A 25013-nucleotide genomic window follows, 5' to 3' on the forward strand; every position below is an offset into this window, starting at 1 on the left:
CGGCCGGTCGGCCTTGCGGTCGCTTATGCGACCGTTGGCGGCCTCGCCTAATCCAGTATAATGTTTGGGACGAAGCGCGCGAGGTCGCGGGTAATTGGGCTTGCATCCTCGCGCACCGACATGGCGACTGCATCGTCCCCCACGACCCAGCTGCCGATGACCGCGTGATTGTCGCCTGAGCGGGCGATGGGAGCATAGGCTTGAATTATGGCGCCTTCTTCCCCGTAACCTTCCGCTGGTCCGCTATGCGTTGCGGATCCATCAAACAGCGAAATGTCGGCTCCTTCGCGGCTGAAGAAAGGCTTGGCCACGTGAGGTTGGCTCGATAGTTCCGCTGCCTCGTCGCTCCCCGCAAAGAATGCCGGCAGCAGGTTCCGATGACCCCTATGACGCTGCCATAGCAGCGGCAGAGCTGCCTTGTTCGAAAGGATCGCCTTCCATGCAGGTTCGACAAAGGTTGTACCTGAGTTGGCGGCGTGCTGGCCGAATTCCTCGCGCAGCATGTCTTCCCATGGATACAGCTTGAACATGGCGCCGATCTGGTAGCCTTCGTGGTCTAGGAACCGGCCTTCCTCATCCAATCCGATCTTTTCGACCGACACGAATTTGGGTTCAATTCCAGCCTGACCTGCGAGATCCTCCAGATACTTCACTGTCGCGCGGTCTTCGATATGTTCCTCAACAGCCGAGAAGTGCATCAGGCTGCCGGGGGTCAGGATCTGGCCAAACCGTTCGATCAGCGCCTCGTGCAGCCGATTGAATTGGTCCGTCCCCTCGGGCAGCTCGCCTTCAGAGATCATGTCTTCGAGCCAACCCCACTGAAAGAATGCCGTTTCGTAAATGCTGGTCGGCGTGTCTGCGTTAAATTCCAGCATCTTGGCGGGGCCGCTGCCGTCATAGGCGAAATCGAACCGGCCATAGAGCGACATATCGCCGCCGCGCCATGAATTGGCGATCATGTCCCACGCATATTCGGGGATCGCCAGTTGCTCCATGATCTGCTGCGATGCGCACGCATCGTCGACCAGCGAAAGGCACATGGCGTAAAGCTCAGTCGTCGGATCTTCGATCTCGTCTTCGACCTCGCGCAGGGTGAACTGCCAGCATGCGCTTTCGTCCCAATAGATATCGCCGTCGACATGGTGGAACAGGAAGCCGTTTTGTTCAGCAATCGCCTGCCAGTCTTCGCGCGGCTTCACCGTTCTGCGTTGCATTTCAATCCCCAAGTCAACGAATCCGGGCCGCGCAAACTTTGCGCTAACCTTTGTAGGTTAAAGCCGTCTCATACATTCTGGGGAAGGGTCAGGATAATGAAACAAGACGGTTTTGCTCAACGGAAACGCTCATCGCGGGTCGCATTGACGACTATGGCTGCTTTGACAGGCGGCGCGATGCTGTCCGCATGTGGCAGCGATGCCCCGGAAACGGGCGGCGACGTTGCCGATGCAAATGCCGAAGAGGTGCAGGTATTCGAGAACGTTTTTGCCTGTGCCAAGGTGACCGGAAAGACCACCCAGGAATGCAGCGAGATGCGCGAAGAAGCGATCGCTGTCGCAGCCAAGGAAGCGCCGCGATTCGCTGCGCTTCAGGATTGCGAAGCCGAATATGGCGCCGGGCAATGTGTCGAGGCCGACAAGGCTGGCGATCAGCCAGTTGAGGAACAAGCGCGCTCGGGACGGAGCCATTTCTCTCCGTTCGTGGTGGCATGGTTCTCTCGCGGGGATAAAGCGGGCAACTCACCGCTGTTCAAATCGAAAGCGGGCGGGTTCCAGTCGGCCAATGGGGCGCGGCTGGGCTATGCTGGCGCACCGGGCAAGTATTTCGCTTCGAACCGCGCGATGGAGCGCGCGAAATCCGTGCCGAAGGTCAAGCCAGCTTCGAAAATGGCAAAGGCTGCCGGGTTCGGTTCGCGCAATAAATCGTGGAACCTCGCGGATCGCAACAGTGCCAAGAGCAGCGCTTCGGCTCGCAGCCGCGGCGGCTAAAAAAGACGGTGGCGTAGCCGCCGCAAGCCCGGATGAGCGTGCGCAATTAAGGAGCTTTCCGCTTTCGCATCATGCCTTCCTGAGCCACGCTGGCGACAAGCTCGCCGGCCTGGTTGAAGATGCGACCGCGATTGAATCCACGTCCTGCGCCTGACCATGGAGCGTCGGTGGCGTAGAGCAGCCACTCGTCTGCCCGTGCTTCGCGGTGAAACCAGATCGCATGGTCGAGGCTCGCACCGACCAACTCACCGCGCATCCATGAAAGCCCATGGGGCAGGGCGCTCGTGCCGAGCAACGTGTAGTCGCTCGCATAGGTCATGATCGCGCGGTGCAGTGCCGGATCATCTGGCAAAGACGCTGCGGTACGGAACCACGTATGCGCGCGTGGCTCTCTCGGTTCGCTGTTCATCCAGTGCAACCGGTCAATCGTGCGCATTTCGATCGGGCGTGGACGCAGCATCAGCGCACGCTGCGCATCCCCGAGCTTGTCGCCGAGTTTCTCTGCAATTTCACGGCGCATTTGCATGTCTGATTTGAGATCGTCGGGGCCTGTGACATCGGGCATCTGCGCATCGACGTGCTCGAGCCCTTTTTCAGGCACTTGGAAACTCGCTGTGAGGTTCAGGATCGGCGTGCATGAACCGTCCTCGTTCTCTTGCGCTGCGACAACCCGCCGATTGGCAAAGCTACGTCCGTCGAAGTCGCGCTGAATGCGGTATTCGATCTCTCGTCCTTCTTTGCCGCCGCGCAGGAAATAGGCGTGCATCGAATGCGCGATCTTGCCTTTTGGCACGCTGGATTGAGCCGCCTGAAGTGCCTGCGCGAGCACCTGACCACCGAACACCCGGCCAACGCCGCCTTTTTGCGGGCGACCGGCATGCACATCGGCGGCGCGTTTTTCGACTGTCAGGAGTTTGACAAGCCCGGCGACCAATTGCTCATTTGTGGGAGTATCCGTCATCGCGCGGTTCCATGCGGGCCGCGCTATTTCAGGTCAACCCGGCAGTCAGCGCTGCCACACCCTGCGCAGCAGCGCAGCAGGGATTGCCCCACGTACGAAGAGCAGGTCGGACACGGTCGAACATTCCTCCGCGCCCATCTGACGTTTGTACCCGCCATCGCCCAGACCCCAGTCGATCCGCGCAAGCCCGCGTGCAGCGGCGCTGGTGAAGTCATCGTAGAGCAAGATTCTGCCAGGGCTGAATTTGTGGAATTGCTGATCGAAATTGTTGGCGACGCAATAGCGCGTGTCGCCGCAATCGAGACCGAACGTGAAGGCGGCAGGTGTGTCACCAACATGCAGCAAACTGCCACGGATCATTGCCGCGATCGCGGGGTCCTTAGCGACGCCTTCCCAGAAGGTGCGCAGACTCGGATCAAGAAACTTGGTGTCGCCGCCCTCATCAAGCTTACCAACCCACGAATTTGCTTCGATCTCTGCAATCGCGTCACGGGTCTGGCTGGTCCAGTCGTCACCCGTGAAGTGAGTGATGTTGACCGGACCGGTCTTTTCGAGCTGACGCACACGCCAGCGGTCTTTTTGTTGGCCTTTGGATGACGGCCAATTGCCGGATGCCGTGAGTGCAACAAGATCGAGCACGAAAAGCGAGCCGACCGGGCGCGACAGAATGTGCCACCCTGCTGACTTGGCTGCTTCTTTGAGCAGATCGAGCGCGGGATCGTCATCCACGACCGGCCCCATGCGCCAGACATTGCCTAGCTGGGACCGGGTGGTCTTGCCTTCCAAAGCCTCCGCCAGAGCTTCGGCAGAAGCCGCCCTGTCTACGGGACAGCCACGAAACGGCCAGTAGGCTCCGGCTATCTGATTGATCGAGACTGGCCCGATCGCCTTTGCTCGCAAGGGAAATGCCGCGCGCGCACTGCCATTCTTGTCGCGAGCCGTGACGACCGAGGTCGCTGGCTCTTCTCCGGCTTGAAACCAACTTGCTCGAAGGAAGGATCGACATGGATCGTCGGCGTCTGCGAGCACATCGATTTCCGATTGTCGGGATGTGATCTCGTCATGCGAAAACGGTGCGTTCATTGCAGCCCCCAGCGTCCAAAAACCTTGCGCCAAGCGCGAAATGCGAGCGATTTTTTGAGGTTGGTGGCAGGCCAGCGCTTGGTTGCGCGCGGCGTGAGTCCGACACGGCGCATCAGGGCATTGGTGCAGCGCGCGTCGCTTTCGTCATAGCTCCACTTTGATCGCCAAGTGATCGACAGCGAAATCGAGCTGTCGGGGCCGTTGCGGACGAAGTGAGGAGCCATCACTGGCACGTACACCGCCTCACCCTGTCCAAGGTGAAACTCCCAGCCGCTCTTCAGGAAGTCATCTTCCCACCTCAATTCTCGCGGCCCGCCCGAATGGTAGCTTTCGTGCATTTCATCGGACGCAAATTTAGGATTGCCTGCCTGGAACTGAGTCATCGTTTTCGAGCCTGCAACCTGAAGCAGGATGTTGTGCTCCGGGTCGAAGTGGTACGGCGTGACTGCGTTGGGACTGGAAATAAAGATGAAGCCCTGGGGGGTCAGCATGGGGCCCGTCTTCGCTTCGATTTCCTCTTTCAACTCACCCAAAAGGTCCGACAGCAACGCCTCGTATGATGGCACTTGCTCGACGTTCTTCAGCACGGCCCAGCTGTTCGCTTCGTGCACGTGCCGGATCGTATCTGCAATGCTCAGCCCGTTTGCGTCCGGTTTGCCATCGACTCCGATCGGCAAGTCGCCGCGATTGTATTCAACGCTGGTTTCCGGAAGGCGTTCGGCAAGATCAGCCAGCGCGTCGATTTCAAGCAGCGGATGCCTATCGAGCGCATGGCGCAGCTGGTGCGGTCCTTCGGGATAGTGAGCCCCGAATTTGGCGCGTGCTTCCTTGTTGAAGATCGTTGGAGCCGAAGAACGGGCCGGTTTCCAGTGGGTGCTGGGGGCGTTCATGGTCTGCTCCTGTCGCGGGTTTCGTAGGCCATCAATCGCTTGAAGGCGGCGCGGCGGAGGGGGCCTCCGAGTGCGATGTTGTGGCTCTTGAGAGTGCGCTTTTCGCGCCACAGCCGTTCGATCATCGAATGGCCTTCAGCGGCACAGCTGTCTGCCCATTGGATGTCCCTGTGATCCAGAAGTGAGAGGTTCTCCAACTGGATCAGCAGGCCGGGAGAAAAGCGCGCATAGCTCTCGTCGAATGTGGTCTTGAAACTATAGACGCCCGGCGCGGTAACGAAGTTTGCCAACATCGCTATCGGGCGGCCATCGAGCCGCATGGTCAGTCGTTCGAGTCTTCCCGCCTGAGCAGCGCCGGTCAGCGTGTCGGCGAAGAAGCTACGGGTAGCATCGGCATCTGCAAGAGCAGAACCGGCTTCGCCTTTCCAGCCTTTGGCTTCAAGCGCGAGGAAATCGCTGATCCACTGCGCAATACTGTCGGCGTTTTCGCAGCGCTCAAAGGTCAGCGTGCCCTCTTCGGACAGGCGCTTGTGCTGGCGGCGCAATTCCTTTCGCTTCTTCGTGCTCATCGATCCGGCGAGGTAGTCCTCGGCCGAGAGGTCCGAAGCGAGCATCGCGCGGTTTTGCTGGAGCGCGATGTAAGACGCGCGAGATTGCTGGGTCAGCACATCGTTGAGCGCGCCGCTCAAGGGCCCGTCAGCCGGAAGGTGCGGCACATGCAAGAATAGTGAAATGCGCGGATTGCGATCGAGTTCAGCCAGCAAAGCGCGCCAGAAGGAGTGCTCTGCCCCGCGCGCAACCAAAGGCGCGCCGCAAAAGACGTTGTCGTGGAGCCAACTCGCCGCATGTGGGACCGGATAGCCGTAATAATCTGCTGAGCGTCCGATAGGCAGAACACCTGTGAGCGCGCCGTCGGTGTAGTGAGCGAACAGGGATGTGTGTGCTTCCGCTCCAAAGGCATCAAGCGAGGGGAGCACGAACCATGGCTCGAAAAATGGATTGGGCTCGCATGCTTGTTCAGCCAGCGCTTCCCAGGCCGCCAGAAACAAAGGGTCACGCGCTTCCGCCGCCGAGGCCATGCGAGCGCTGTCGCGCTGATCCTGTGCAGGGTCAGCGGACGAAGTCGTTCTGAGCAGGGTTGGCGAACTCGCCATATCCATTGCGTTAACCTTGCGGCGGCGCGCAACATCACGCGCCAGCATTCCACATGGCACAGCCGCGTTAACAAAGGTTTGGAGCTGCAATCTGTGTCCGCAGACGGGACTCCGGCTTGCCAAAAGTTAACCCCGCCCGGATCACTCCGAGCGGGGTCAATTCAAACCAACGTTTTGGCGAGGGGGTTTAGTGCCCGGCCAGCGCGGCGAGCAGTAGCAGCGCCACGATGTTGGTGATCTTGATCATCGGGTTCACCGCAGGGCCTGCGGTGTCCTTGTATGGGTCGCCCACAGTGTCGCCGGTCACCGCAGCCTTGTGAGCTTCGGAGCCTTTGCCGCCGTGATTGCCGTCCTCGATGTACTTCTTGGCGTTATCCCAAGCACCGCCACCGGCAGTCATGGAAAGCGCGACGAACAGGCCGCCGACGATCACGCCGAGCAGCAGAGCACCCAGAGCGGCGAACGCCTCGTTCTGGCCGGCCAGGAAGTAGATCACATAGTAGGTCACAATCGGTGCGAGCACCGGCAGCAGTGACGGAATGATCATTTCCTTGATCGCAGCCTTGGTCACGAGATCGACCGTGCGGGCATAGTCCGGACGGCTGGTGCCTGCCATGATTCCCGGATCGTTCGCGAACTGGTCGCGCACGTCGACAACCACGTCGCCAGCTGCCCGGCCGACAGCGGTCATGCCCATCGCCCCGAACAGATAGGGCAGCAACGCGCCGAGTAGCAGACCAACGATCACATACGGGTTCTCAAGGCTGAAATTGACTTCAGCGCTCGGGAAATATGCCCGAAGGTCAGCCGTGTAAGCCGCGAACAGAACCAGAGCCGCAAGACCTGCCGAACCGATGGCATAGCCTTTGGTCACGGCCTTGGTGGTGTTACCCACGGCATCAAGCAGGTCGGTCTTTTCACGAACGCTTTCGTCCAGACCCGCCATTTCGGCGATGCCGCCAGCATTATCGGTAACCGGACCGTACGCATCGAGCGCAACGACCATACCGGCTAGCGCCAGCATCGCGGTCGCGCCGAATGCGAGCCCGATCAGGCCGGCCAGCTGATATGCGCCGATGATCGCCGCAATGATCACGATGGTCGGCAGTGCCGTCGATTCAAGGCTGATCGCCAGACCCTGGATCACGTTGGTGCCATGGCCCGTTTCCGAAGCCTTGGCGATCGAGCGAACCGGACGGAAATTCGTGCCGGTGTAGTACTCGGTGATCCAGATGATGATACCGGTCAGTGCGAGGCCGATCAGCGAGCAATAGAACAGGTCCATACCGTTGAATTCAACCGTATCGCCTGCGTTCAGCACGGCGTTCATGTCACCCAGTGCGAATTGCGTGGCACCATAGATCAACGGGATCGCCAGAACGGCGGTGACGATGAAGCCCTTGTACATCGCGCCCATAACATTGCTGCCATTGCCGAGACGGACAAAATAGGTGCCGATGATCGAAGTGACGATACAAGCACCGCCGATCAGCAGCGGAAGCGCCATCATCGGCAACAGCAGATCGCCGAGGACATCAGCGAACAGCAGAGCTGTCAAAACCATCGTCGCGCCAACGGTCACGACATAGGTCTCGAACAGGTCGGCTGCCATACCAGCGCAGTCACCAACATTGTCGCCCACGTTATCGGCGATGGTTGCCGGGTTGCGTGGATCGTCTTCCGGAATGCTGGCTTCGACCTTCCCGACAAGGTCAGCGCCAACATCAGCAGCCTTGGTGAAGATACCGCCGCCGAGACGCGCGAAAATCGAGATCAGCGACGCACCGAAAGCGAGACCTACGAGGCCATCGATGACGGTGCGGTCATTTGGCGCGAGCGCCATCGGACCCACGAGCACATAGAAGAATACGGCGATCGCGAGAAGCGCGAGACCTGCCACGAGCATGCCGGTGATGGCACCTGCGCGGAAGGCGATGGTGAGGCCCTGTTGCAGGCCTTGTTCGGCGGCAGCTGCGGTCCGTACGTTAGAACGCACCGAGATGTTCATCCCGATATAGCCGGCAACGCCAGACAGAACCGCGCCGATCACAAAACCGACCGCAGGGACGTAACCCAGCGCGACGCCGACGATCACTGCAGCAACCACACCGACGATGCCGATGGTGGTGTATTGGCGGTTCAGATAGGCCTGTGCGCCTTCCTGAATTGCGCCTGCAATTTCTTGCATTTTTTCATTGCCAGCGCTCGCGCCGAGCACTTGGCGGCTGGTGACGAAGCCATACACGATGGCAAGCACACCCAACCCGATTGATATGAGAATAAGGTCCACGAAGTAATCCCCTCTAGTGCGTGGAAATGCGCTTGGATCGATCGTCCATTCGCGCAAGGCGCACAGTCATAGGGGCTAAGGTGCCTGTGACAAGCCCGGAATCGGCGGAAATCCGCCAATTTCACCAGTTTCGCTAGCGCCCAAGCGCCTGATGCGATCAACCGTGGCTGTAACCGAGTGAATCCGGGCTGTTGAGAGGCGTCTGACCGAGGATCAACGGAGCATTCCCCTTGGGCTCGAATTCGCCAATCCGAACGGCTTCGACCGGCACATCAACCTTGGGCGGGACAGCAAAGAGCAATTCGTAATCGTCGCCCCAACGAATGCATTCATCGAACCGTTTGGGTTCGGCGACCGGGATTGCTTCGGTATCGAGTCTCAACGTCACTTCGTTGATGCTTGCCATGCGCCAGGCATCAAGCAGCAAGCCGTCCGAGATATCCATCATGGCGCTCACAATCGGGGCGAGGGCGCGGCCCTCGGCCAGTCTTGGCTGGGGCCGGTTGAATGCATCGCGGTGCGCTTCCTTGCCTTCGAAGCCGAGCATCGCCCTGCCAATCGGGCCAGTCACATACAAGGAGTCACCCACTTTGGCGCCCCTGCGCGATGGGACGGGCAAATGGGTCGCACGACCGATTGCGGTCAATCCAAACGTGCTTGCGCCGGTCGATGAGATCGTATCGCCGCCAAGGAGCGGAACGTCATAGACAGCGAGAACTTCATTCAGGCCAGACAGAAAACTGGAATCGTCTCCGCCAAGCGTGTGGCCTAGCAAGACGCCAAGCGGTTCCGCGCCTTTGGCAGCCAGATCGGACAGATTGAGCGCAACAAGTTTCCACGCGACGTCGGACATGTCGGCGTGAGGAAGGAAATGCGTATCCTCCGCCATCATGTCGTGATTGATGATCAGCGCTTCATTGCCGAATTGGAGCACGGCACAGTCGTCTTCCAGACCACGCGCCCCCGGATGCAACGGCAATTCCCGCAGACCTGCGAGAAAATCCATCTCATTCATCGAGTTGTTGATGTCCCAAACTTTATCCCGGGACCTTTTTACCTACGAATTCGCGCAGGTAAATTGCGTATATTGCAACCGTTCGAGATGCCCAGCTTAGCCGCGCACATCTTTTGCAACAGAATCAAGGATTCCGTTGACGAACTTGGCCTCGCGATCATCGAAGAAAGCTTTGGCGACGTCGACATATTCGGAGATCGCGGCGGCCTGAGGGACATCTGCGCGTGCCATCAACTCGTAAGTGCCTGCGCGAAGCACCTGGAGCATGGTCTTATCGAGACGGAGCAGCGTCCAACCTTGCGACAGTTTGGAAGTCAGCGCCGCGTCGATCTCGTCGCGTCTGGCATCGACCCCGCGCACCAGATCGTCGAAGAATTCGACCTCGGCATCGGCGAAGACTTCGCCTTCGTGGTCTTCGTCATCGACTTCGCGGCCAAGCCGGTGCTGGTGAAACTCATCCAGCAGCTTGTTGAGCGCAGTGCCTTCCATCTGCTGTTGATACAGCGCCTGGACGGCGGCGAGGCGGGCGGTTGAGCGAGCTTGAGAGCGGGCTGGTGAGTTCATTTGATCCGAAGCTCCACGGACTTGGCATGGGCAGGCAACCCTTCGGCATGGGCGAGCGTTGCTGCCGCTGGGCCGATGGCTGAAAAGGCATCGTCGTCGAGTGCGATAAAGCTGGTGCGCTTCATGAAATCGAGCACCGACAACCCACTGGAAAAACGCGCGCGGCGCCCGGTCGGCAAGACATGGTTCGGCCCAGCTACGTAGTCACCTAGCGCCTCCGGCGTCATCCGCCCGAGGAAGATGCTGCCAGCATGCCGAATTTCAGGAAGCATCGCTTCGGGATCGTCGATCGCGAGTTCGAGGTGCTCTGCGGCAAGGCGGTTGGCGAGTGCAGGGGCTTCTGACAGGTCGTTGACCACAATGATTGCGCCGTGCGCATCCCAGCTTGCCCGCGCGGTCTTGCCCGTCGCCAACTGACCAAGCTGCACTTCGATGCTGTCACGTACCAGAGCGGCAAAGCCCGCATCGTCGGTGATCAGGATCGATTGAGAGGTCGGGTCGTGCTCAGCCTGGCTCAACAGGTCGGCTGCGATCCAATCAGGATCGTTCTTACCATCCGCGATAACCAGGATCTCGCTCGGCCCGGCGACCATGTCGATGCCGACCACGCCGTAGAGTTGGCGTTTGGCCTCGGCGACATAGGCATTGCCCGGGCCAGTGATGACGTCGACCGGAGCGATTTTGTCTGTGCCGTATGCGAGTGCACCAACAGCTTGCGCTCCACCGACGCGCCAGATTTCATCGATCCCGGCGATATGCGCCGCGGCCAGAACCATCGGGTTCGATTGTCCTTTGGGAGTAGGTGTGGCGACAACAATACGCTCGACGCCTGCGACCCGCGCCGGGATGGCGTTCATCAGTAAGGAAGACGGATACGCTGCGCGACCGCCGGGCACATACAATCCGGCAGCATCGACCGGACGCCAGATTGCGCCGAGCCTCACGCCCGCATCGTCGGTGTAGTCGCGGTTCTCCGGAAGCTGCGCCTCATGATAGGCGCGGATGCGGGTCGCTGCGAGTTCGAGAGCGTCTCGAAGCTCGGGATCAAGCGCGTCGTACGCTTCCTTGCAGCGTTCGGCGGTGATGACCCAATCGTCGCTCTCGACGAGCGAATATCCATCGAAACGCTGGGTGTATTCGACAACCGCTTTGTCACCGGTAGATTTGACCGAGGCAAGGATGCTGGTGACGGCGCCTGCGACGTCTTTGTCGGCCTCTCGGCGCGAATTGACGATCCGGTCGAAACGCTTGGTGAAATCGGGATCGAGGCTGGAGAGAATTGTCTTCACGCCGCGTCCTTCGATCGCTCGCGTGCTTCGGCGTCCTCGCGGAACGCGCTGACCAATGCGGCAACGCGCGGATCGGTCTTGAGCGCTGCGCGATTGACGATCAGTCGCGCGGAAATGTCGAGAATGCGGCTGGTTTCAACCAAACCGTTTTGCTTCAGCGTGGTCCCCGTCGAAACAAGATCGACGATTTGGCGCGCCAGACCGAGCGAAGGGGCGAGCTCCATTGCACCATTGAGCTTGACGCATTCAGCCTGAATGCCGCGCTGTTCGAAGTGACGGCGCGTCAGGCTTGGGTACTTGGTGGCGACGCGGACGTGGCTCGCCGTAGTATCCTCGGATGTGTCGTCGGCGCGCCGTGCGACCGACAGACGGCAGTGCCCGATGTCGAGGTCGACCGGAGCATAGAGATCGGCGTAATCGAATTCCTCGATCACATCGGACCCGACGATGCCGACCTGTGCCGCACCGTGCGCCACGAAGGTCGCGACATCGAATGCGCGCACGCGGATTAGTCGCATATCCTCTCGGGTAGTCCCGAAGGAAAGCGAGCGGTTGGACTTGTCGTGAAAGCCGTCCTCGGGCACCACGCCCGCACGCGCCATCACCGGCAGCGCTTCATCGAGAATGCGCCCCTTAGGCACCGCGAATGTCAGCGGCCCGAAAGCGTCTTGGGATCGGTCGGTTGTCATGGTCGCGCGGCACTTAGGCATTGCGCCTGAAAAGGGCAATCCCGGTGCTGGTCGAACAGAGCAATCAAGGAGACTATATGAACGAGCGCGGCGTCATGCAGATCGAAGAGTTCGAGGCGGCTATCAAATGGCAAGCCGATCACGCTTTTGAGAACGGTGCCGAGTGCACCGCGCGCGTGATCCGATCGCTGCCAAAGGTGCGCGAGACCGACACCGAACTGGGACGGCGCATGGCTGCATGGGAAGGGCTGACGCTTAAGGACGCGATGCCGCTACGCGTGACAGGAGGGCTGCATCACCTCGCGCTGACGGGCAAGGATGAGCGCCTGCTGCCCGTGTATGCGAGCGAAGTCACCGATCAGGATGCCGTTGACGCGATCGTGCTCGATATGGTGGCGCAGCACGATGCCGAGCTTGCGCCTTGGCTCAATGGACCTCCGCAGACCAACGAGGCCGGTCGTTCGGCCAGCATCATGGCGGGTCTTTTGTGGCTGGCGCAGCGCGTGGTGCCGCGCTTCGAACTGTTCGAGCTCGGCGCAAGTGCGGGTGTCAACACTATGCTGGACCGGTATCACTACCGGTTGGGCGAGACGGACGTCGGACCATCAGATTCGCCGATGCAGATTGTGCCGGAATGGCGAGGCGAGGGCTGTCCGCCGCCTGCTCCAAGGGAATTTGAGATCGCCGACGTGCGTGGGTGTGATGTCGCGACTTTCAATCTTGCCGATCCGGATAGCGCCTTGAGGCTCAAGGCCTACGTCTGGCCCGACGCGCCAGAGCGGATGGAGCGGATTGATGCCGCGATTGCGCTTGCGAGCGCCGACCCGCCCAATCTGGTTCAAATGGGCGCCGGGGAATTCGTACGAGAGATACTCGGTTGGCCCCGCCAACCCGGAGCGACCCGTGCAATGTTCCACTCTATCATGTGGCAATACATGCCCGCCGAAACGCAAGACGCGATCACGTCCGCATTCGAGGAAGCTGGCGCGAAGGCCACCGCTGATTCGCCGCTCGCATGGGTTTCGCTCGAAACGGACCCGGCCACTTTCCGTCACGAACTCAAGGTGCGGTACTGGGATGGAAGCGCACAAGATGGCGCAACGACATTGCTCGCCCATGCGCATCCGCACGGGGCGTGGGTCGAGTGGGAAGGTCTCACTTAGAGTTGCAAAGTGAAACCTAATTTGCTACGCCAATGAGGTGACCAGGCAACTTCCATATTCCGACCTCACTTTAGAGGAAGCGCTCGATGCGTTTCGCAAGGAAAACAACCTCGAAGCAAAGTATCGCGACATGCGCGAAGAAGCGCAGACCCACTTTGAACGGCACGATATCATCCATGTCCTGTTCGGGCTCGATACGAGCATCCGCCAGGAAGCGCAGGCCGATGGGTGGACCCTTTTCGGCACGGATATTTCACTTCGCCATATCAGAGAATTCTTCGACCTTCCTGAAGAAAAGGAACTGATCGAAGACATCGGCTGGTGGGAAATCACAAAGGCGTATTTTCGCGGGATCCCCGACTATTTCCGGATTGCATGGCAATCGCGCAAACTGCGCAAGAAATGGAGATGGTCCGACCACGCCGCTTACCGCTCGCGGCGAGTCGGAGAGATCCGTCAGGAATTCGGCATCAAGCGGGCGCTTGCCGGCTAGATCGATCTAGCCGTCTTCACGCCAACGGAACTGAAACTCCAGCTCGTGCATCGGGCCTTCCTGTTCGTGCTCGATCGAAAACTCGGTCCCAGCCGGGATATATAGCCGCTGATTGTCGACCTGAATCTCAAACGCCTTGCCTTCGCGCAGCGCCTCGACCAGTCGTTCAAGCTTCTGGATGTTCTGCTCGTTGGAATAGGTCTTCGTAACGTCGCGGCCGCGCACTGTGTCTTTGTCGCTCATTTGGCGATCTCCGTAGATGATTCCCAAACGTGATAGCGGATCAAGATTGCAGAAAAGCTTCCATCGCCGCATTTACTTGGTCGGGCGCTTCCCACGGAACAAAATGACCGCAGTCGGGCACTTGCACGATGGTTAGCGGATCGATGATTTCATCCAGCCCCTCAAGATTTTCGGGCGGTAGGGCGAGGTCGTCCATCGCCCAGATCACAAGAGTTGGAATCGTCAGCTTGGGCAGCCGCGGCGGCGAATAATCTGCGGGCAGTTCGAATGGCTCGTCCATGGTCGGAACAACCATCGGGCTGGCGCGGTAATAATTGATCATGCCGAAAGTCGCATCGCGGTTTTGCCAATCCCTGAGCAAGGCCTCGCGCTCTTCGGGTTCCATCGCCTCGGGCCGGTCCCACTTGACCTCTTTCAGCAGCAGTCCCGTTAGTCCCTGGTCCTTCATCAGCGCGTCATTGGCAGTGTCGCGGAAGCCGCGAATGTACTGGCTCGCCTCGCGCTGGCCGGGGTGCGTGTAGAGCAGCTTGCCGAAGATCGCCGGATGCGGCGCGTTGGCGATTACCGCACGCTCAACCCGCATGTGCTGCCCGCCTAGCGCCACGCCCCAGGCAATTGCACCGCCCCAATCATGGCCGACAATGGTGAACTTCGCCACGTTCAGCGCGTCGGCGAGCAAGAAGATATCGCCGATCAATTTGTCGGGCGTGTAGGCCTCGACCTCTTGCGGCTTGGACGATCCGCGATAGCCGCGCTGGTCTGGCGCGATGCAGCGATAGCGGTCGGAGAAGTGCGCAATCTGATGTCGCCACGTGCGGTGGCTCTCGGGAAAGCCGTGAAGGAAAATCAGGACCGGCGCATCGAGTGGTCCTTCATCGACCACATCCAGATGCATCCCATTGGCGAGCTCAACGCGTTTCTGTTCCATGGCCGCTTTGTGCCGCGACGAGTTGCAAAGCGCCAGTCCATAAGGAGACTTGTTTAAGAACGATCGTTCTGATATTCACTCGCTATGCCCAGACCACGCTCATCATCTCGTGACCAAATGCTCGATCGAGCGATGCAGGCGTTCTGGTCGAACGGGTTTGAAGCGACCTCTATGTCAGACTTGGTCGCAGCAACGGGATCAACCCGGCAATCGATCTACGGCGATTTCGGAAGCAAGCACGGGCTCTATCGCGCTTGTTTCGAACTCTATCGCAGACAAGTGGTCGAACCGGCGCTCGTACCATTTGGCACTAGCGAAGCGCGGCTGTCTGCAGTCAGCGCCTATTTCGAAACTCAGATTTCGCTTGCCGAGCAGGCGGGCCTGCCTGGTCCGGGCTGCCTAGTTGGCAACGCCATGACTGAAATAGCGCCCGGCGATCCGCAGATCATGAAACTAGTGGAAGAGCACAACGTTCGGCTCGAAACCGCGTTTTCAAGGGCGCTGCCTGTCTCATTGTCCAATGAACGAAAGCAAGAACTCGCGCAGTTCCTTGTCGTGGCTGCGCAAGGGATGTGGGCGGTTTCGCGCGTGACCAACTCGGCTGGCGCATTGCGATCGAGGGCGGCAACGATTGTTGGCCTGTTGGAAAGGGAACTGAGCCATGACGCGTGACACGTATCTGCCGGGCGCACTCAAGACTGCGTTCCTGGTGAACTTCATCTGGATCAACCTGTCAGAGGTCGCTCGATATTTTCTGGTTGTCCGGCCCATGCTGCACGAGGCTTTGGCGGCTCAGCAAGGGGTCGCTCCGATGAGCGTTGGGATCTTTGCACTTTGGGGTATCTGGGACTTGGTGCTGATTGTGTCTGCGACCGGGTTCTACTGGCTTTGGCTAGACCGCTTCGGAGATAGTCTACGGCAAATTGTGCTCGCTTCTGCCGTTTTCACCGTCACGATCTTCGGACTTATTTGGCTCGGCATCGCCAATATGGGTCTTGCGCCGTATTCGCTGATCGTCGCCGCACTGCCGCTGGCGTGGATTGAGCAAGCGATTGCGTGTTGGCTCGTCGTGTGGGCGCGATCCCGCGCTCAGCCCGCTTCTTCCATGCGTTCCATGTAACCGTTCGCGACCATCTGCGCGACCTGATCGAACAATGCATCCGGCGTCCGGCGCATCTCGCCCATGCCCGCTTCCATCCCTTGCGCGACAATGATCTCGCGCTCGCCATTGGCCATGCCGTCGAGTATGGCTTTGGCGGCATCGGGGGCGGGAATGCCTTCATCGATGACCTTATCCGAGCGCCCGCGCTTGCTGCCATCGGCGACCATCGCGTTTCGGGCGACATCGGTTGCAACCGAACCGGGATAAATCACATGGACGCTTACGCCCGTCTGCGAGAGTTCCCCGCGCAACGCGTCGCCATAACCGGCAAGCCCGAACTTCACCGCGCTGTAGGCGGTGCGCATAGGAACGCCAACTTTGCCGGCGATTGAGGAAATGAAGGCGAGCGCTCCGGAGCCGCGCTCAACCATGTCTCCGATCAATCCCTGCGAGAACGCGATTTGAGCGGTGAGATCGATATCGATAATGTCGCGGTAGACCTGCATGTTGGTTTTGAGAGCACGGCTGCGCTGCGACACGCCGGCATTGGCAAAGGCAACATCGACGCCGCCCTTCCAAGCGATTGCCTTCGCCGTCGCATTGGCGAGCGCGGCATCGTCTCGCACATCGAAGGGCAGGATCAGCGTTTCGCCGCAATCCGAAGCAACTTCAGCCAGCCGCGCTTCATCACGGCCCGATAGCACCACATTTGCTCCGCGCGATGCCACATCGCGAGCCAGCGCGGCGCCAATTCCCGACGAAGCCCCGGTGATCCAAACCACCTTCCCCGTGTAATCCATGTTTCTCTCCCTTACCGTTCGGATAGCGGCGAGGATCGGTAGGGGCAATCAGCTTGCCAGATAGTCTTCGATCATCGCGGCGATGTTTTCTGGAAAGATCGCTTCGGGCCAATTGTGTAGCTCGGCGTGAGTGAACCAGCGGTGTTGTGTCATGACTTGTTGCTCAAGCTCGGTGTGGTTTGCCGTGTCGATCCGGGCCTCGTCAACGCGCACGATGTAGTAGCGCTCATCCGCCTGCACCGGTTCGCCTTCAACAGTGATGAACTCAGGCGTCGTTTGCGCGATTTGCGGGCCGGGATCGGCGGTAATGCCGGTTTCCTCAAACAACTCGCGCCGTGCGGCTTCGTCAAAATTCTCATGCGGTTCGCATTCGCCCCCGGCAGTCACCCAGAAAGGTGGTCGGTCAGCGACGTCAAAGCGGAACATCAATGCGCGATTGTCCGGATCGAGTACGATTATCCGCGCAGCGCGGCGCAGGCGTTTCTCGAATGGCGCGTCCATCAGGCCGCCGCAACACCCGCTTTGATCGCAACGGCATGCACCCGCTCACCGACAATATCGCCCAAAGCCGCGATCACTGCTCGCTGGCGCGCAAGGCGGTTCATGCTCGCAAATGCGTCTGCCTCGATGACGATGGTGAAGTGCGATTCGCCTGAGCCATCGTCGCCTGCATGTCCTGAATGCTGCGCGCTGTCATTGATGATCTCAAGCTTTGTCGGCGCAAAGGCTTCGGTCAGCAGCCCCTTCATTTCCTCGGCAATCGTTCCGCTCATCGTCTGTTTCCCATTTTGCATTCTTGGCATTTGGCGCTCCAGTCACCATTCTCAACCCTTTATGTCTTCTGCCAAACTCCACGGACGCCACGAAGGCGCGGATCGGACCTGTGAGCGCCCGGGTTGCCGCGAAGTCGGTGAATTCCGCGCGCCTGGCTATCGCCCGAGCGGATTCGATGGGCCGGGCGAATGGCGCTGGTTTTGCCTTGAACATGTGCGCGAATTCAACGCCGGGTATGACTGGTTCGAAGGAATGAGCGCGGAAGAAGTTATCGCTGCGCAGTCTCCCGTGTCCGGCTGGAAGACCGAAAGCGCGGCATTCTCTCCGCGCGCTGCCGTCGATGGAATGCCGCGTTGGGCCGATTTCGACGACCCGCTCGATGCGATCTCTGCGCGGGCAAACGGCATCAAGAGCAAAGCCCAACGCGAAGCCGCGATGGCGATGGACGGGCGGTTTTCGAAAGACGAGGCCCAGGCACTGGAGACGATGGGGCTCGGCTCAAACACCGATAGAAGGCGCTTGCGACGGCGTTATTCCGAGCTGGTCAGGCGCTACCACCCCGACCGCAATGGAGGCGACCGCCAATTCGAAGCGCGACTAGGAAAAGTGGTCGAGGCGTACCAACTGCTCCGAAAAAGCACCGCGATCGCCTAACCTGCCTGAGCGTCTGCTTCGATCAGCTTCTGGTCGACAGCCACCGCCTCGATGCATTTGGGACGGGAGGTGCAGCGTTCGACATAGGCCTTGAAGGATGGCCGCTCCGGGATCGAGCCGAAGCGCAGGCCCCAAATGAACTGACTGCCGACATAGGTGTCGGCCATTGTGAAACGGTTTCCAGCGGCGAAATCGTTGACTTTGAGCCAGCCATCAAGCGCATCCAGCGCCAGGTCCAGCGATCCAAACCCTGCGGTAGCCGACTTGCCCTCGGGCACTTTCCAGCCCAATGCTTTGCTCATCACTGCCTGTTCCAGAGGGCCTGCAGCAAAGAACAGCCAGCGAAAATAGGCTGCTTTTTCATGTGTATCGGGCAGCAAGCCGGCATCCGGATGCGTCTCGGCAAGGTAGTGATTGATCGCCGCCGCTTCGGTGATGACGTGGTCATGGCCTTCGTGGTGATGCACCAGCGTGGGCACCTTTTCCATCGGATTGATATCGGCAAAATTAGCTGGTTTGCTGGCCCAATCGAACACGACGTGTTCATAGTCCGCGCTTGCTTCGTGCAGCGCCCAGCGCGAAATCTGACCGCGGCTCATCGCGACGGTGTAGAATGTGAATTCAGCCATTGCCGCGCTCATTTCTGCCTTTGGTAAGCAACGGTTCGAACCCGCCATAGATCAGGCGCGAACCGTCAAAAGGCGGGTTTCCCATCGAGTAATCTTCGAAACCCTCGCCCTTCATCATCGCTTCATTGGCCTTGTCAAACGTCTCTTTGTCCGGCCAAATCACCCAACCCGTGACGATCTTCTCTCCCTCGGGCGCGGCGACGGCTTTGCGAAAGTCGGTGGTCTTGCCATCCGGAACTTCGAATTCCCAAGCTTCCATCACCTCTAGTGCGCCATGATCCATCGACCAATTGGCCATGAACTCAGCCGCCTCGATGTATTTGTCCTTGTTCGCTTCCGGCACCGAAAGCGCCGCCACTGCAACATACATGCGAGTTCTCCCTCTCGTTTCCGAAAGGCAATGTAGCAGGATTATGGCGGCATGGCGTCAGTTTTGCTTGAAGGCCCAGCGCAGCGTCCGGCCCACGCCCCAAGTCGCGGCGCGGGCTGGGAGGGCGGTCAGCAACGGGCGTTGAAGTCGCAGCATCGAGCGCGCCCAATCGGGGAGCATCGCGACCGCTTCCGCTCCGATCATCGCCTGAACGCCGGGCGGGGTCCCTTTGGGTTTCTGCGTCAGAACCAATTGCGCCACTTCGCGCGCTTCGGGGGATGGGCGAAGGTCGCCGCGCAATTCCCGGAAGATCGACTCAGCCTCATTGCGTGTTTCAGGCACCGGGTCCGCGCCCAGCGCACGGGCAATGACCGCGAATTGGCGGTAATATTCGTCCTGATCTGCTGAGGGCATATCAGGTCGGACATGGCGGAGATATCCTGCGAGAAAGCTCTGCGCTTCAACGACATGGACCCAGGCAAGCGTGCGCGGATTGTTGGCAACATAGGGTGTGCCATCGGGCAGGGTACCGCCAACCTTGGCGTGAATACGGTTCACGCGGTCGATAGCTTTCATTGCATCGTCTTCGTGCCCGAACGTCGTCACCGCAATAAAGCGTGCCGTGCGTTGCAGCCGCCCATGCATGTCCTCTCGGAAATTCGAGTGGTCGAGCACCCCTTGCAGTGCATGCGGATGGAGCATTTGCAGCAGCAATCCGCGAATGCCGCCGGTCATCATCCCGACCAGATCGGCATGGACATTGCGGATCGGCGTGTCCTTCGCAAACAGCGCGTGTTCGGATGGCGGCACCGGTTTCTGCCCGCGCGCCGTGTCGTTGAAGACACCGCGCACCTGCTCGACAACTCTGAGACGCAGCGATTCGATTAGATCGGCCATTGCGGTAAATGTAGTCACAGCCATCGGAAATTTCGAGCCGCTGCGATCTTTATTGTGAGACGGTAGTCCCCATTTTGCTTGCATGGAAATCAACGCCGACTTCAGTGCGCCCGCGCTCGTTCACACCGACGCGCTCGATTGGCTTGCCTCGCCGATGGCGGGAGTGGACCGACGAATGCTCGATCGGGTCGGTGATGAAGTCGCCCGCGCAACCAGCATCGTTCGGTATGCAGAGGGCAGCTCCTTTTCAGAGCACACCCATTCGGGCGGTGAGGAGTTTATCGTGCTCGAAGGCGTGTTTCAGGATGAGCACGGCGATTATCCCGCTGGCACATATGTCCGCAATCCGGTCGGCACGCACCACATTCCGCGCTCCGATCCGGGGTGCACGATCTTTGTGAAGCTATGGCAGTTCGACCCGGCGGATCAGGAGCAATTCTCAGTTGATCTCAACGCAGTCGAATTGAAGCCCGATTCCCAGCGGAAAGGCGTGCGTGAGGCGGTCCTCGCAGCGCGCGACTACGAACATGTTGCCTTGGAAAGCTGGGATGCGAACACCTCCCACAATGTCGATTCCGAGGGTGGTTTTGAAATTCTTGTGCTCGACGGCGAACTGAGTCACGAAGGCGAGAGTTTTGCCAAGCATGACTGGCTTCGCTTCCCCGCCAATCATTCTGCCAGAATGTCCTCAGGGCCCAACGGCGTACGCTTCTGGATCAAGCGTGGGCATCTCGGCCACATCAATGTTCCCGGATAAAAATCTGCCAACTTGCAAATTTAGCAGGTCTCACCCGCTTGCAGCGGCGCGCAACGCGCTCTAACCGGACTTCGCAATGAATTCTCCCGCATCACCAGATCTCGCCGGCGCCAGCGCCATTCCGTCCGAGCCCGACACGACCGTCGATGTCCGCGATACGTTCGGCATCGATATCGATTGGCAAATTCCCGCCTTCAGCGCGCCGACCGAGCATGTGCCCGAATTCGACGACAGCTATGTGTTCGATCCGGACACGACGCTCGCGATCCTTGCGGGCTTTGCGCACAATCGCCGGGTGATGATCCAGGGTTATCACGGCACGGGTAAGTCGACGCATATCGAACAGGTTGCCGCGCGGCTCAACTGGCCCAGCATTCGTGTAAACTTGGACGCGCATATCAGCCGGATCGACTTGGTCGGGCGCGACGCGATCGTTCTGAAAGACGGGTTGCAGGTCACCGAGTTCAAGGAAGGCATTCTTCCGTGGGCCCTGCAACACCCGGTCGCTCTGACCTTTGACGAATATGATGCGGGCCGCCCGGACGTGATGTTCGTGATCCAGCGCGTGCTTGAATTCGATGGCCGCCTGACGCTGCTCGATCAGAACCGCGTGATCACGCCGAACCCGCATTTCCGCCTTTTCGCGACCACCAACACGGTCGGTCTTGGCGACACCAGCGGGCTGTATCACGGCACGCAGGCGATCAATCAGGCGCAGATGGACCGCTGGAACATCGTTGTCGCGCTCAACTATCTACCGGCCGAAACCGAGCAGCAGATCGTCAAGTCGAAGATGCCGGATGCCGATGACAAGCTGATCGCCGATATGGTCAAGGTCGCATCGCTGACTCGCGAAGGTTTTATGTCGGGCGAGATTTCGACCGTGATGAGCCCGCGTACGGTCATCACCTGGGCGCAGAATGCGGCGATCTTCAATTCGGTCGGCTTCTCGTTCCGTCTGAGCTTCCTCAACAAATGCGACGAATCCGAGCGAGGCGTTGTGAGCGAGTATTACCAGCGCGTCTTCAATGAAGACCTGCCGGAAAGTGCGGCGCAGGGCAGTTGATCGGCGGGTGACTTGCAGGCTAGTGTCATAGCCTGCTAATACAGTGAGCGATGGGCCTGTTCGAACGATTCCGTAGACGCTCAAGCGATGACGACGCGCGCGGCGGTGCGGACTATTTTCCGCTATACGAATCGCAGCGGGCCTATGATCCGGACGATGATTTCGGCGGCGGCACCACGTCGCGTGCTGCGCCCAAGTTCAGCAAATGGGACGCCAAACTCTCTCAGCTTGATCGTTCGGTTGAGCTTGAAGAGCGCCGCCGCTTGCCGTGGTGGAGACCCGATCATTATCGTGGACGGCGCAAGCGGTGGTGGGCCGTGCGAGCTTTCGCGCTCGCCATTCTGTTGTTCTTCGCGCTCGTGGCGTGGCTGGCGATTACGGCTCCGCTTTCGAAGAGCCTCGAACCGATTGCTGCCCCTCAAGTCACGCTGCTCGCCAGCGATGGCACGCCGATCGCGCGAAGCGGGGCGATGGTCGATGAGCCGGTCGAGGTCGCCGATCTTCCGCCCCATGTGATCGAGGCCTTCCTCGCGATTGAGGACCGGCGGTTCTATTCACATTGGGGCGTCGATCCGCGCGGGATCGCGCGCGCCGTCTGGACCCGTAGGGGTGGCGGCAGCACAATCACCCAGCAGCTGGCGAAGTTCACCTTCTTGACACCCGAGCAGACGCTGACCCGCAAGGCACGGGAAGCGCTCATCGCGTTCTGGCTCGAATCATGGCTGACCAAGGACGAGATCCTTGGGCGATATCTCTCGAATGCCTATTTCGGTGACAACCAATACGGACTGCGTGCCGCGAGCCTGCACTACTTCTACCGCAAGCCCGAAAACCTGAAGCCGGAACAGGCGGCGATGCTCGCGGGATTGTTGCAGGCACCCTCGCGCTACGCTCCGACGAAGAATTGGGACAAGGCCACCGCGCGCATGAAGCAGGTGACCGGTGCTATGGTCGATGCGGGGTATTTGACCGAAGCGGAACGTGCAGCGCTGCCGACGCCAAAGCTTGACGTACGTACTCGCGATGACCTTCCCACCGGCACTTATTTCGCCGACTGGGCACTGCCGATTGCGCGCAAGGACATGGAAACCAGCTACGCGCGGCAGGTCATCACGACCACGCTCGATGCCCGCTTGCAGGCGCTGGCGAGCCGGGTCACGAGCCGCGCATCATTGGGGGACGCGCAGGTCGCGCTGGTGGCCATGCGTCCGACCGGTGAAGTGGTCGCCATGGTCGGGGGCAAGGACTACGCAACATCGCCATTCAACCGCGCGACGCAAGCCAAGCGTCAACCCGGATCAACCTTCAAATTGTTCGTCTATCTCGCCGCGCTTGAGGCTGGGTGGTCGCCTGACGACACGATTCCCAACACCCCGATTGAAACGGGCAGCTACCGACCCAAGAACTCGCGCGAGAATTATTCGGATGAGATCACGCTGGAACAGGCGCTATCAACCTCAAGCAACGTCGCGGCGGTCCGCCTGTTCAATGAGGTCGGCAGCGAAAATGTGATCCGCATGGCCCGTTCGCTCGGCGTCACATCGCCACTACCGAAAGGCGATCCGAGCCTCGCTTTAGGCACATCGTCGATGACCTTGCTGGAATTGACAGCCGCCTATGCCGGAGTGGCTGCCAATGAGTTTCCGGTCCGTCCGCACGCTTTCGAGCAGGATGACGAGGGGTGGTGGGCATGGCTGACCACGCAAGAAGACAGCGTTTCGGACCGGGCGCACGACGATCTCGAGCAGATGCTACGCACGGCGATCAATCGCGGCACTGGACGCGCGGCGACCCTGCCAATTGCGAATTACGGTAAGACTGGCACGACCCAGAATTATCGCGACGCGCTGTTCGTGGGATATGCGGGCGATCTGGTGGTGGGCATTTGGGTTGGCAACGACGACAACTCCCCGCTGGACAAGGTCACCGGCGGCGGCTTGCCAGCGCGCATCTGGAAGCAATTCATGCGCGGCGCATTATCGCTGAAACCCGCACCGCGCCCCAGCGCTTCGCCTGATCCGCAAGGTCCGGTGCAGCCGCTCGATGTCGAAGAAGGCGCCGAAATTCCACTCGATGAAAATGGATCGCGGATCCGGTTCGAACAGGACGGTGTGGCTATTGAAACCGAAATTGAGGGCATGCCGATCGAGTTTCGGCTGAGCGAGGACGGGATAGCGGTTGAGCCGATCGGACCCGACGAATAGCGACGCAGGCAGCTAAGCCATCAGAATATTCATCACGGCCGACGCGATCGGACGGCTGCGATCATCCTGCCATGCTTCCACCGAAAGGTTGGCATTGCGCCGCCCCAGCCGGGTGATGCGAGCGAGCGCGTAGGTCTGCTTTTGCTTACCCGCCGACAGATACTGGACCGTGATATTGATTGGCTTCAGCTGGTGGTCACGCCCTTCGCGAACCAGCACCGCACGCAGCGCCGCATAGCCGGCATTCTCCAGCAGACCCGCCGTCGCGCCGCCATGAAAGTGTCCTGGACGGCCTTCGACATTGGGCCCGAAATCGACCGTCAGGACTGGCAGACTGTCTTCAATCGCATGCAGCTCTATCCCGAGCGCGCGGGCATAGGCAGGCAGAACCAGGTCGAGCGCGGGGTCAGTCATCGGTGTCACCTTCTGACTTGGCCGTTTCCTTCTTCTGCCTCGGATCGGAGGCGATCGTCATGAAAACTCCGGCGACATGCGCTACGGGATCATCCGGATCGCCATCATGCGCAATTCCGCGCACAAACGCTGCCGAGCGTGTCATGCGGTAGCATTCGACCCGACCATATACCGCCGCACGCTCACTCGCGGCGCGCTGATAATCGACCCTTAGATCCAGCGTCGCGACGGGTGTGAAAGTGCCGCTGGTCTGCCAGATCGACATGCCGCTCGCCATGTCCATCAGGCTGACGATCGGACCGGATGCCAGCACTGGGCGGTCCGGTTCGCCAAGCAGGTCTTCGCGCCAGGGCAATTCCAGCTCAACCCAATTTTCACCGTGGTCGCGATATTTCAGTCCAAGCCACCCTGTGTGGCCGTGGCGGAAGAAGAATTTCGAAGCCTCTTTCGGGTCAAATTTGGCCAGCTGCGCGCTCATCCGCTGTGCTCTGCGATGAGAACCAATTCATTACAATGTTTTAATTTTTGCAACAGTCACTTGTGCGTCAGTTTGCATGTGCGCCGCGGCTATGGAGCCGGGCGGACAGCAAAAGGACGAC

The 25013-nt window shown here is 59.8% G+C and carries 29 protein-coding genes; 9 read left to right on the forward strand and 20 right to left on the reverse strand.

What is annotated here, in order from left to right:
* Positions 1-47 precede the first annotated feature (47 nt).
* Complete coding sequence (locus Q0837_RS02985; RefSeq protein ID WP_298465088.1) at positions 48-1214, reverse strand: glutathionylspermidine synthase family protein; 1167 nt, start codon at positions 1212-1214, stop codon at positions 48-50.
* 96 nt (positions 1215-1310) lie between these two features.
* Here Q0837_RS02985 and Q0837_RS02990 point away from each other — a divergent pair, with 96 nt between their 5' ends.
* Positions 1311-1985, forward strand: coding sequence for a DUF1190 domain-containing protein (locus tag Q0837_RS02990; RefSeq protein ID WP_298465090.1), 675 nt, complete (start codon positions 1311-1313; stop codon positions 1983-1985).
* A gap of 46 nt (positions 1986-2031) precedes the next feature.
* Here the strand turns inward: Q0837_RS02990 and Q0837_RS02995 are convergent, their stop codons facing one another.
* The 9 genes from Q0837_RS02995 to hisG form a co-directional block, all read right to left on the reverse strand.
* Complete coding sequence (locus tag Q0837_RS02995) at positions 2032-2946, reverse strand: acyl-CoA thioesterase II (RefSeq protein ID WP_298465093.1); 915 nt, start codon at positions 2944-2946, stop codon at positions 2032-2034.
* 45 nt (positions 2947-2991) lie between these two features.
* Positions 2992-4029, reverse strand: a complete 1038-nt coding sequence (locus Q0837_RS03000; RefSeq protein WP_298465098.1) for a GNAT family N-acetyltransferase — start codon at positions 4027-4029, stop codon at positions 2992-2994.
* Complete coding sequence (locus Q0837_RS03005; protein WP_298465100.1) at positions 4026-4919, reverse strand: transcriptional regulator; 894 nt, start codon at positions 4917-4919, stop codon at positions 4026-4028. The genes Q0837_RS03000 and Q0837_RS03005 overlap by 4 nt, the downstream gene beginning before the upstream one ends.
* Positions 4916-6073, reverse strand: coding sequence for a GNAT family N-acetyltransferase (locus Q0837_RS03010; protein WP_298465103.1), 1158 nt, complete (start codon positions 6071-6073; stop codon positions 4916-4918). The genes Q0837_RS03005 and Q0837_RS03010 overlap by 4 nt, the downstream gene beginning before the upstream one ends.
* A gap of 187 nt (positions 6074-6260) precedes the next feature.
* A complete protein-coding gene (locus tag Q0837_RS03015; RefSeq protein WP_298465106.1) occupies positions 6261-8363 on the reverse strand; it encodes a sodium-translocating pyrophosphatase in 2103 nt (700 codons plus the stop codon).
* A 157-nt stretch (positions 8364-8520) separates the two neighbouring features.
* Complete coding sequence (gene thiL / locus Q0837_RS03020; protein WP_298465109.1) at positions 8521-9378, reverse strand: thiamine-phosphate kinase; 858 nt, start codon at positions 9376-9378, stop codon at positions 8521-8523.
* Positions 9379-9474: 96 nt separating this feature from the next.
* Positions 9475-9942 carry a transcription antitermination factor NusB gene (gene nusB, locus Q0837_RS03025; RefSeq protein ID WP_298465112.1) on the reverse strand — a complete coding sequence of 156 codons (468 nt, stop codon included), beginning with the start codon at positions 9940-9942 and terminating at the stop codon, positions 9475-9477.
* Entirely contained in the window at positions 9939-11231 is a 1293-nt protein-coding gene (gene hisD / locus Q0837_RS03030) for a histidinol dehydrogenase (RefSeq protein ID WP_298465115.1), read from the reverse strand. The genes nusB and hisD overlap by 4 nt, the downstream gene beginning before the upstream one ends.
* Complete coding sequence (gene hisG / locus Q0837_RS03035; RefSeq protein WP_298465118.1) at positions 11228-11920, reverse strand: ATP phosphoribosyltransferase; 693 nt, start codon at positions 11918-11920, stop codon at positions 11228-11230. Before hisG ends, hisD begins: the two co-directional genes overlap by 4 nt.
* 77 nt (positions 11921-11997) lie before the next feature.
* Between hisG and Q0837_RS03040 the strand changes: the two genes are divergently transcribed.
* Together Q0837_RS03040 and Q0837_RS03045 are read left to right on the forward strand one after the other, a co-directional pair.
* The gene (locus Q0837_RS03040; RefSeq protein ID WP_298465123.1) at positions 11998-13083 is read left to right on the forward strand and encodes a DUF2332 domain-containing protein; all 1086 of its coding nucleotides are present in this window, start codon (positions 11998-12000) and stop codon (positions 13081-13083) included.
* Positions 13084-13120: 37 nt separating this feature from the next.
* Positions 13121-13576: a hypothetical protein gene (locus Q0837_RS03045; RefSeq protein ID WP_298465125.1), complete on the forward strand. Its 456-nt coding sequence runs from the start codon at positions 13121-13123 to the stop codon at positions 13574-13576.
* Between the two features lie 6 nt (positions 13577-13582).
* Here Q0837_RS03045 and Q0837_RS03050 read toward each other — a convergent pair whose 3' ends face one another.
* Complete coding sequence (locus tag Q0837_RS03050; RefSeq protein ID WP_298465127.1) at positions 13583-13819, reverse strand: amphi-Trp domain-containing protein; 237 nt, start codon at positions 13817-13819, stop codon at positions 13583-13585.
* Between the two features lie 40 nt (positions 13820-13859).
* A complete protein-coding gene (locus Q0837_RS03055; protein WP_298465131.1) occupies positions 13860-14747 on the reverse strand; it encodes an alpha/beta hydrolase in 888 nt (295 codons plus the stop codon).
* A gap of 117 nt (positions 14748-14864) precedes the next feature.
* Between Q0837_RS03055 and Q0837_RS03060 the strand changes: the two genes are divergently transcribed.
* Both Q0837_RS03060 and Q0837_RS03065 read left to right on the forward strand, forming a co-directional pair.
* A complete protein-coding gene (locus tag Q0837_RS03060; RefSeq protein WP_298465133.1) occupies positions 14865-15419 on the forward strand; it encodes a TetR/AcrR family transcriptional regulator in 555 nt (184 codons plus the stop codon).
* The gene (locus Q0837_RS03065; protein ID WP_298465136.1) at positions 15409-15867 is read left to right on the forward strand and encodes a hypothetical protein; all 459 of its coding nucleotides are present in this window, start codon (positions 15409-15411) and stop codon (positions 15865-15867) included. The genes Q0837_RS03060 and Q0837_RS03065 overlap by 11 nt, the downstream gene beginning before the upstream one ends.
* Here the strand turns inward: Q0837_RS03065 and Q0837_RS03070 are convergent.
* Genes Q0837_RS03070 through Q0837_RS03080 form a run of 3 tightly spaced genes read right to left on the reverse strand, consistent with a single transcriptional unit; the run spans position 15837 to position 17422 of the window.
* A complete protein-coding gene (locus Q0837_RS03070) occupies positions 15837-16649 on the reverse strand; it encodes an SDR family NAD(P)-dependent oxidoreductase (RefSeq protein WP_298465138.1) in 813 nt (270 codons plus the stop codon). The two genes, Q0837_RS03065 and Q0837_RS03070, sit on opposite strands and share 31 nt — an antisense overlap.
* A gap of 48 nt (positions 16650-16697) precedes the next feature.
* Positions 16698-17150 (reverse strand): NUDIX domain-containing protein, encoded by a 453-nt coding sequence (locus Q0837_RS03075; protein WP_298465141.1) that lies wholly within the window; start codon positions 17148-17150, stop codon positions 16698-16700.
* Positions 17150-17422: a BolA family transcriptional regulator gene (locus tag Q0837_RS03080; RefSeq protein ID WP_298465144.1), complete on the reverse strand. Its 273-nt coding sequence runs from the start codon at positions 17420-17422 to the stop codon at positions 17150-17152. The genes Q0837_RS03075 and Q0837_RS03080 overlap by 1 nt, the downstream gene beginning before the upstream one ends.
* A 61-nt stretch (positions 17423-17483) precedes the next feature.
* On the opposite strand from Q0837_RS03080, the gene Q0837_RS03085 reads away from it, so the two are divergent.
* Entirely contained in the window at positions 17484-18077 is a 594-nt protein-coding gene (locus Q0837_RS03085; protein WP_298465147.1) for a DnaJ domain-containing protein, read from the forward strand.
* Here Q0837_RS03085 and Q0837_RS03090 read toward each other — a convergent pair.
* Genes Q0837_RS03090 through Q0837_RS03100 form a run of 3 tightly spaced genes read right to left on the reverse strand, consistent with a single transcriptional unit; the run spans position 18074 to position 19973 of the window.
* Positions 18074-18706, reverse strand: coding sequence for a glutathione S-transferase family protein (locus Q0837_RS03090; protein WP_298465150.1), 633 nt, complete (start codon positions 18704-18706; stop codon positions 18074-18076). The two genes, Q0837_RS03085 and Q0837_RS03090, sit on opposite strands and share 4 nt — an antisense overlap.
* A complete protein-coding gene (locus tag Q0837_RS03095; RefSeq protein ID WP_298465152.1) occupies positions 18699-19076 on the reverse strand; it encodes a DUF1428 domain-containing protein in 378 nt (125 codons plus the stop codon). Before Q0837_RS03095 ends, Q0837_RS03090 begins: the two co-directional genes overlap by 8 nt.
* Positions 19077-19133: 57 nt before the next feature.
* Positions 19134-19973, reverse strand: coding sequence for an oxygenase MpaB family protein (locus Q0837_RS03100; protein WP_298465154.1), 840 nt, complete (start codon positions 19971-19973; stop codon positions 19134-19136).
* Positions 19974-20055: 82 nt separating this feature from the next.
* Between Q0837_RS03100 and Q0837_RS03105 the strand changes: the two genes are divergently transcribed.
* The 3 genes from Q0837_RS03105 (at position 20056) to Q0837_RS03115 (ending at position 24000) form a co-directional block, all read left to right on the forward strand.
* Positions 20056-20730, forward strand: coding sequence for a cupin domain-containing protein (locus tag Q0837_RS03105; RefSeq protein WP_298465156.1), 675 nt, complete (start codon positions 20056-20058; stop codon positions 20728-20730).
* 76 nt (positions 20731-20806) lie between these two features.
* Positions 20807-21796, forward strand: a complete 990-nt coding sequence (locus Q0837_RS03110; protein WP_298465159.1) for an AAA family ATPase — start codon at positions 20807-20809, stop codon at positions 21794-21796.
* A 50-nt stretch (positions 21797-21846) separates the two neighbouring features.
* The gene (locus Q0837_RS03115) at positions 21847-24000 is read left to right on the forward strand and encodes a transglycosylase domain-containing protein (protein WP_298465162.1); all 2154 of its coding nucleotides are present in this window, start codon (positions 21847-21849) and stop codon (positions 23998-24000) included.
* A gap of 12 nt (positions 24001-24012) precedes the next feature.
* Here the strand turns inward: Q0837_RS03115 and Q0837_RS03120 are convergent, their stop codons facing one another.
* Both Q0837_RS03120 and Q0837_RS03125 read right to left on the reverse strand, forming a co-directional pair.
* Positions 24013-24414 (reverse strand): PaaI family thioesterase, encoded by a 402-nt coding sequence (locus Q0837_RS03120; RefSeq protein WP_298465164.1) that lies wholly within the window; start codon positions 24412-24414, stop codon positions 24013-24015.
* Positions 24407-24892, reverse strand: coding sequence for a PaaI family thioesterase (locus Q0837_RS03125; protein WP_298465165.1), 486 nt, complete (start codon positions 24890-24892; stop codon positions 24407-24409). The genes Q0837_RS03120 and Q0837_RS03125 overlap by 8 nt, the downstream gene beginning before the upstream one ends.
* Positions 24893-25013: the final 121 nt, after the last annotated feature.

The sequence above is a fragment of the uncultured Erythrobacter sp. genome, from assembly GCF_947499705.1.
Lineage (GTDB): Bacteria > Pseudomonadota > Alphaproteobacteria > Sphingomonadales > Sphingomonadaceae > Erythrobacter.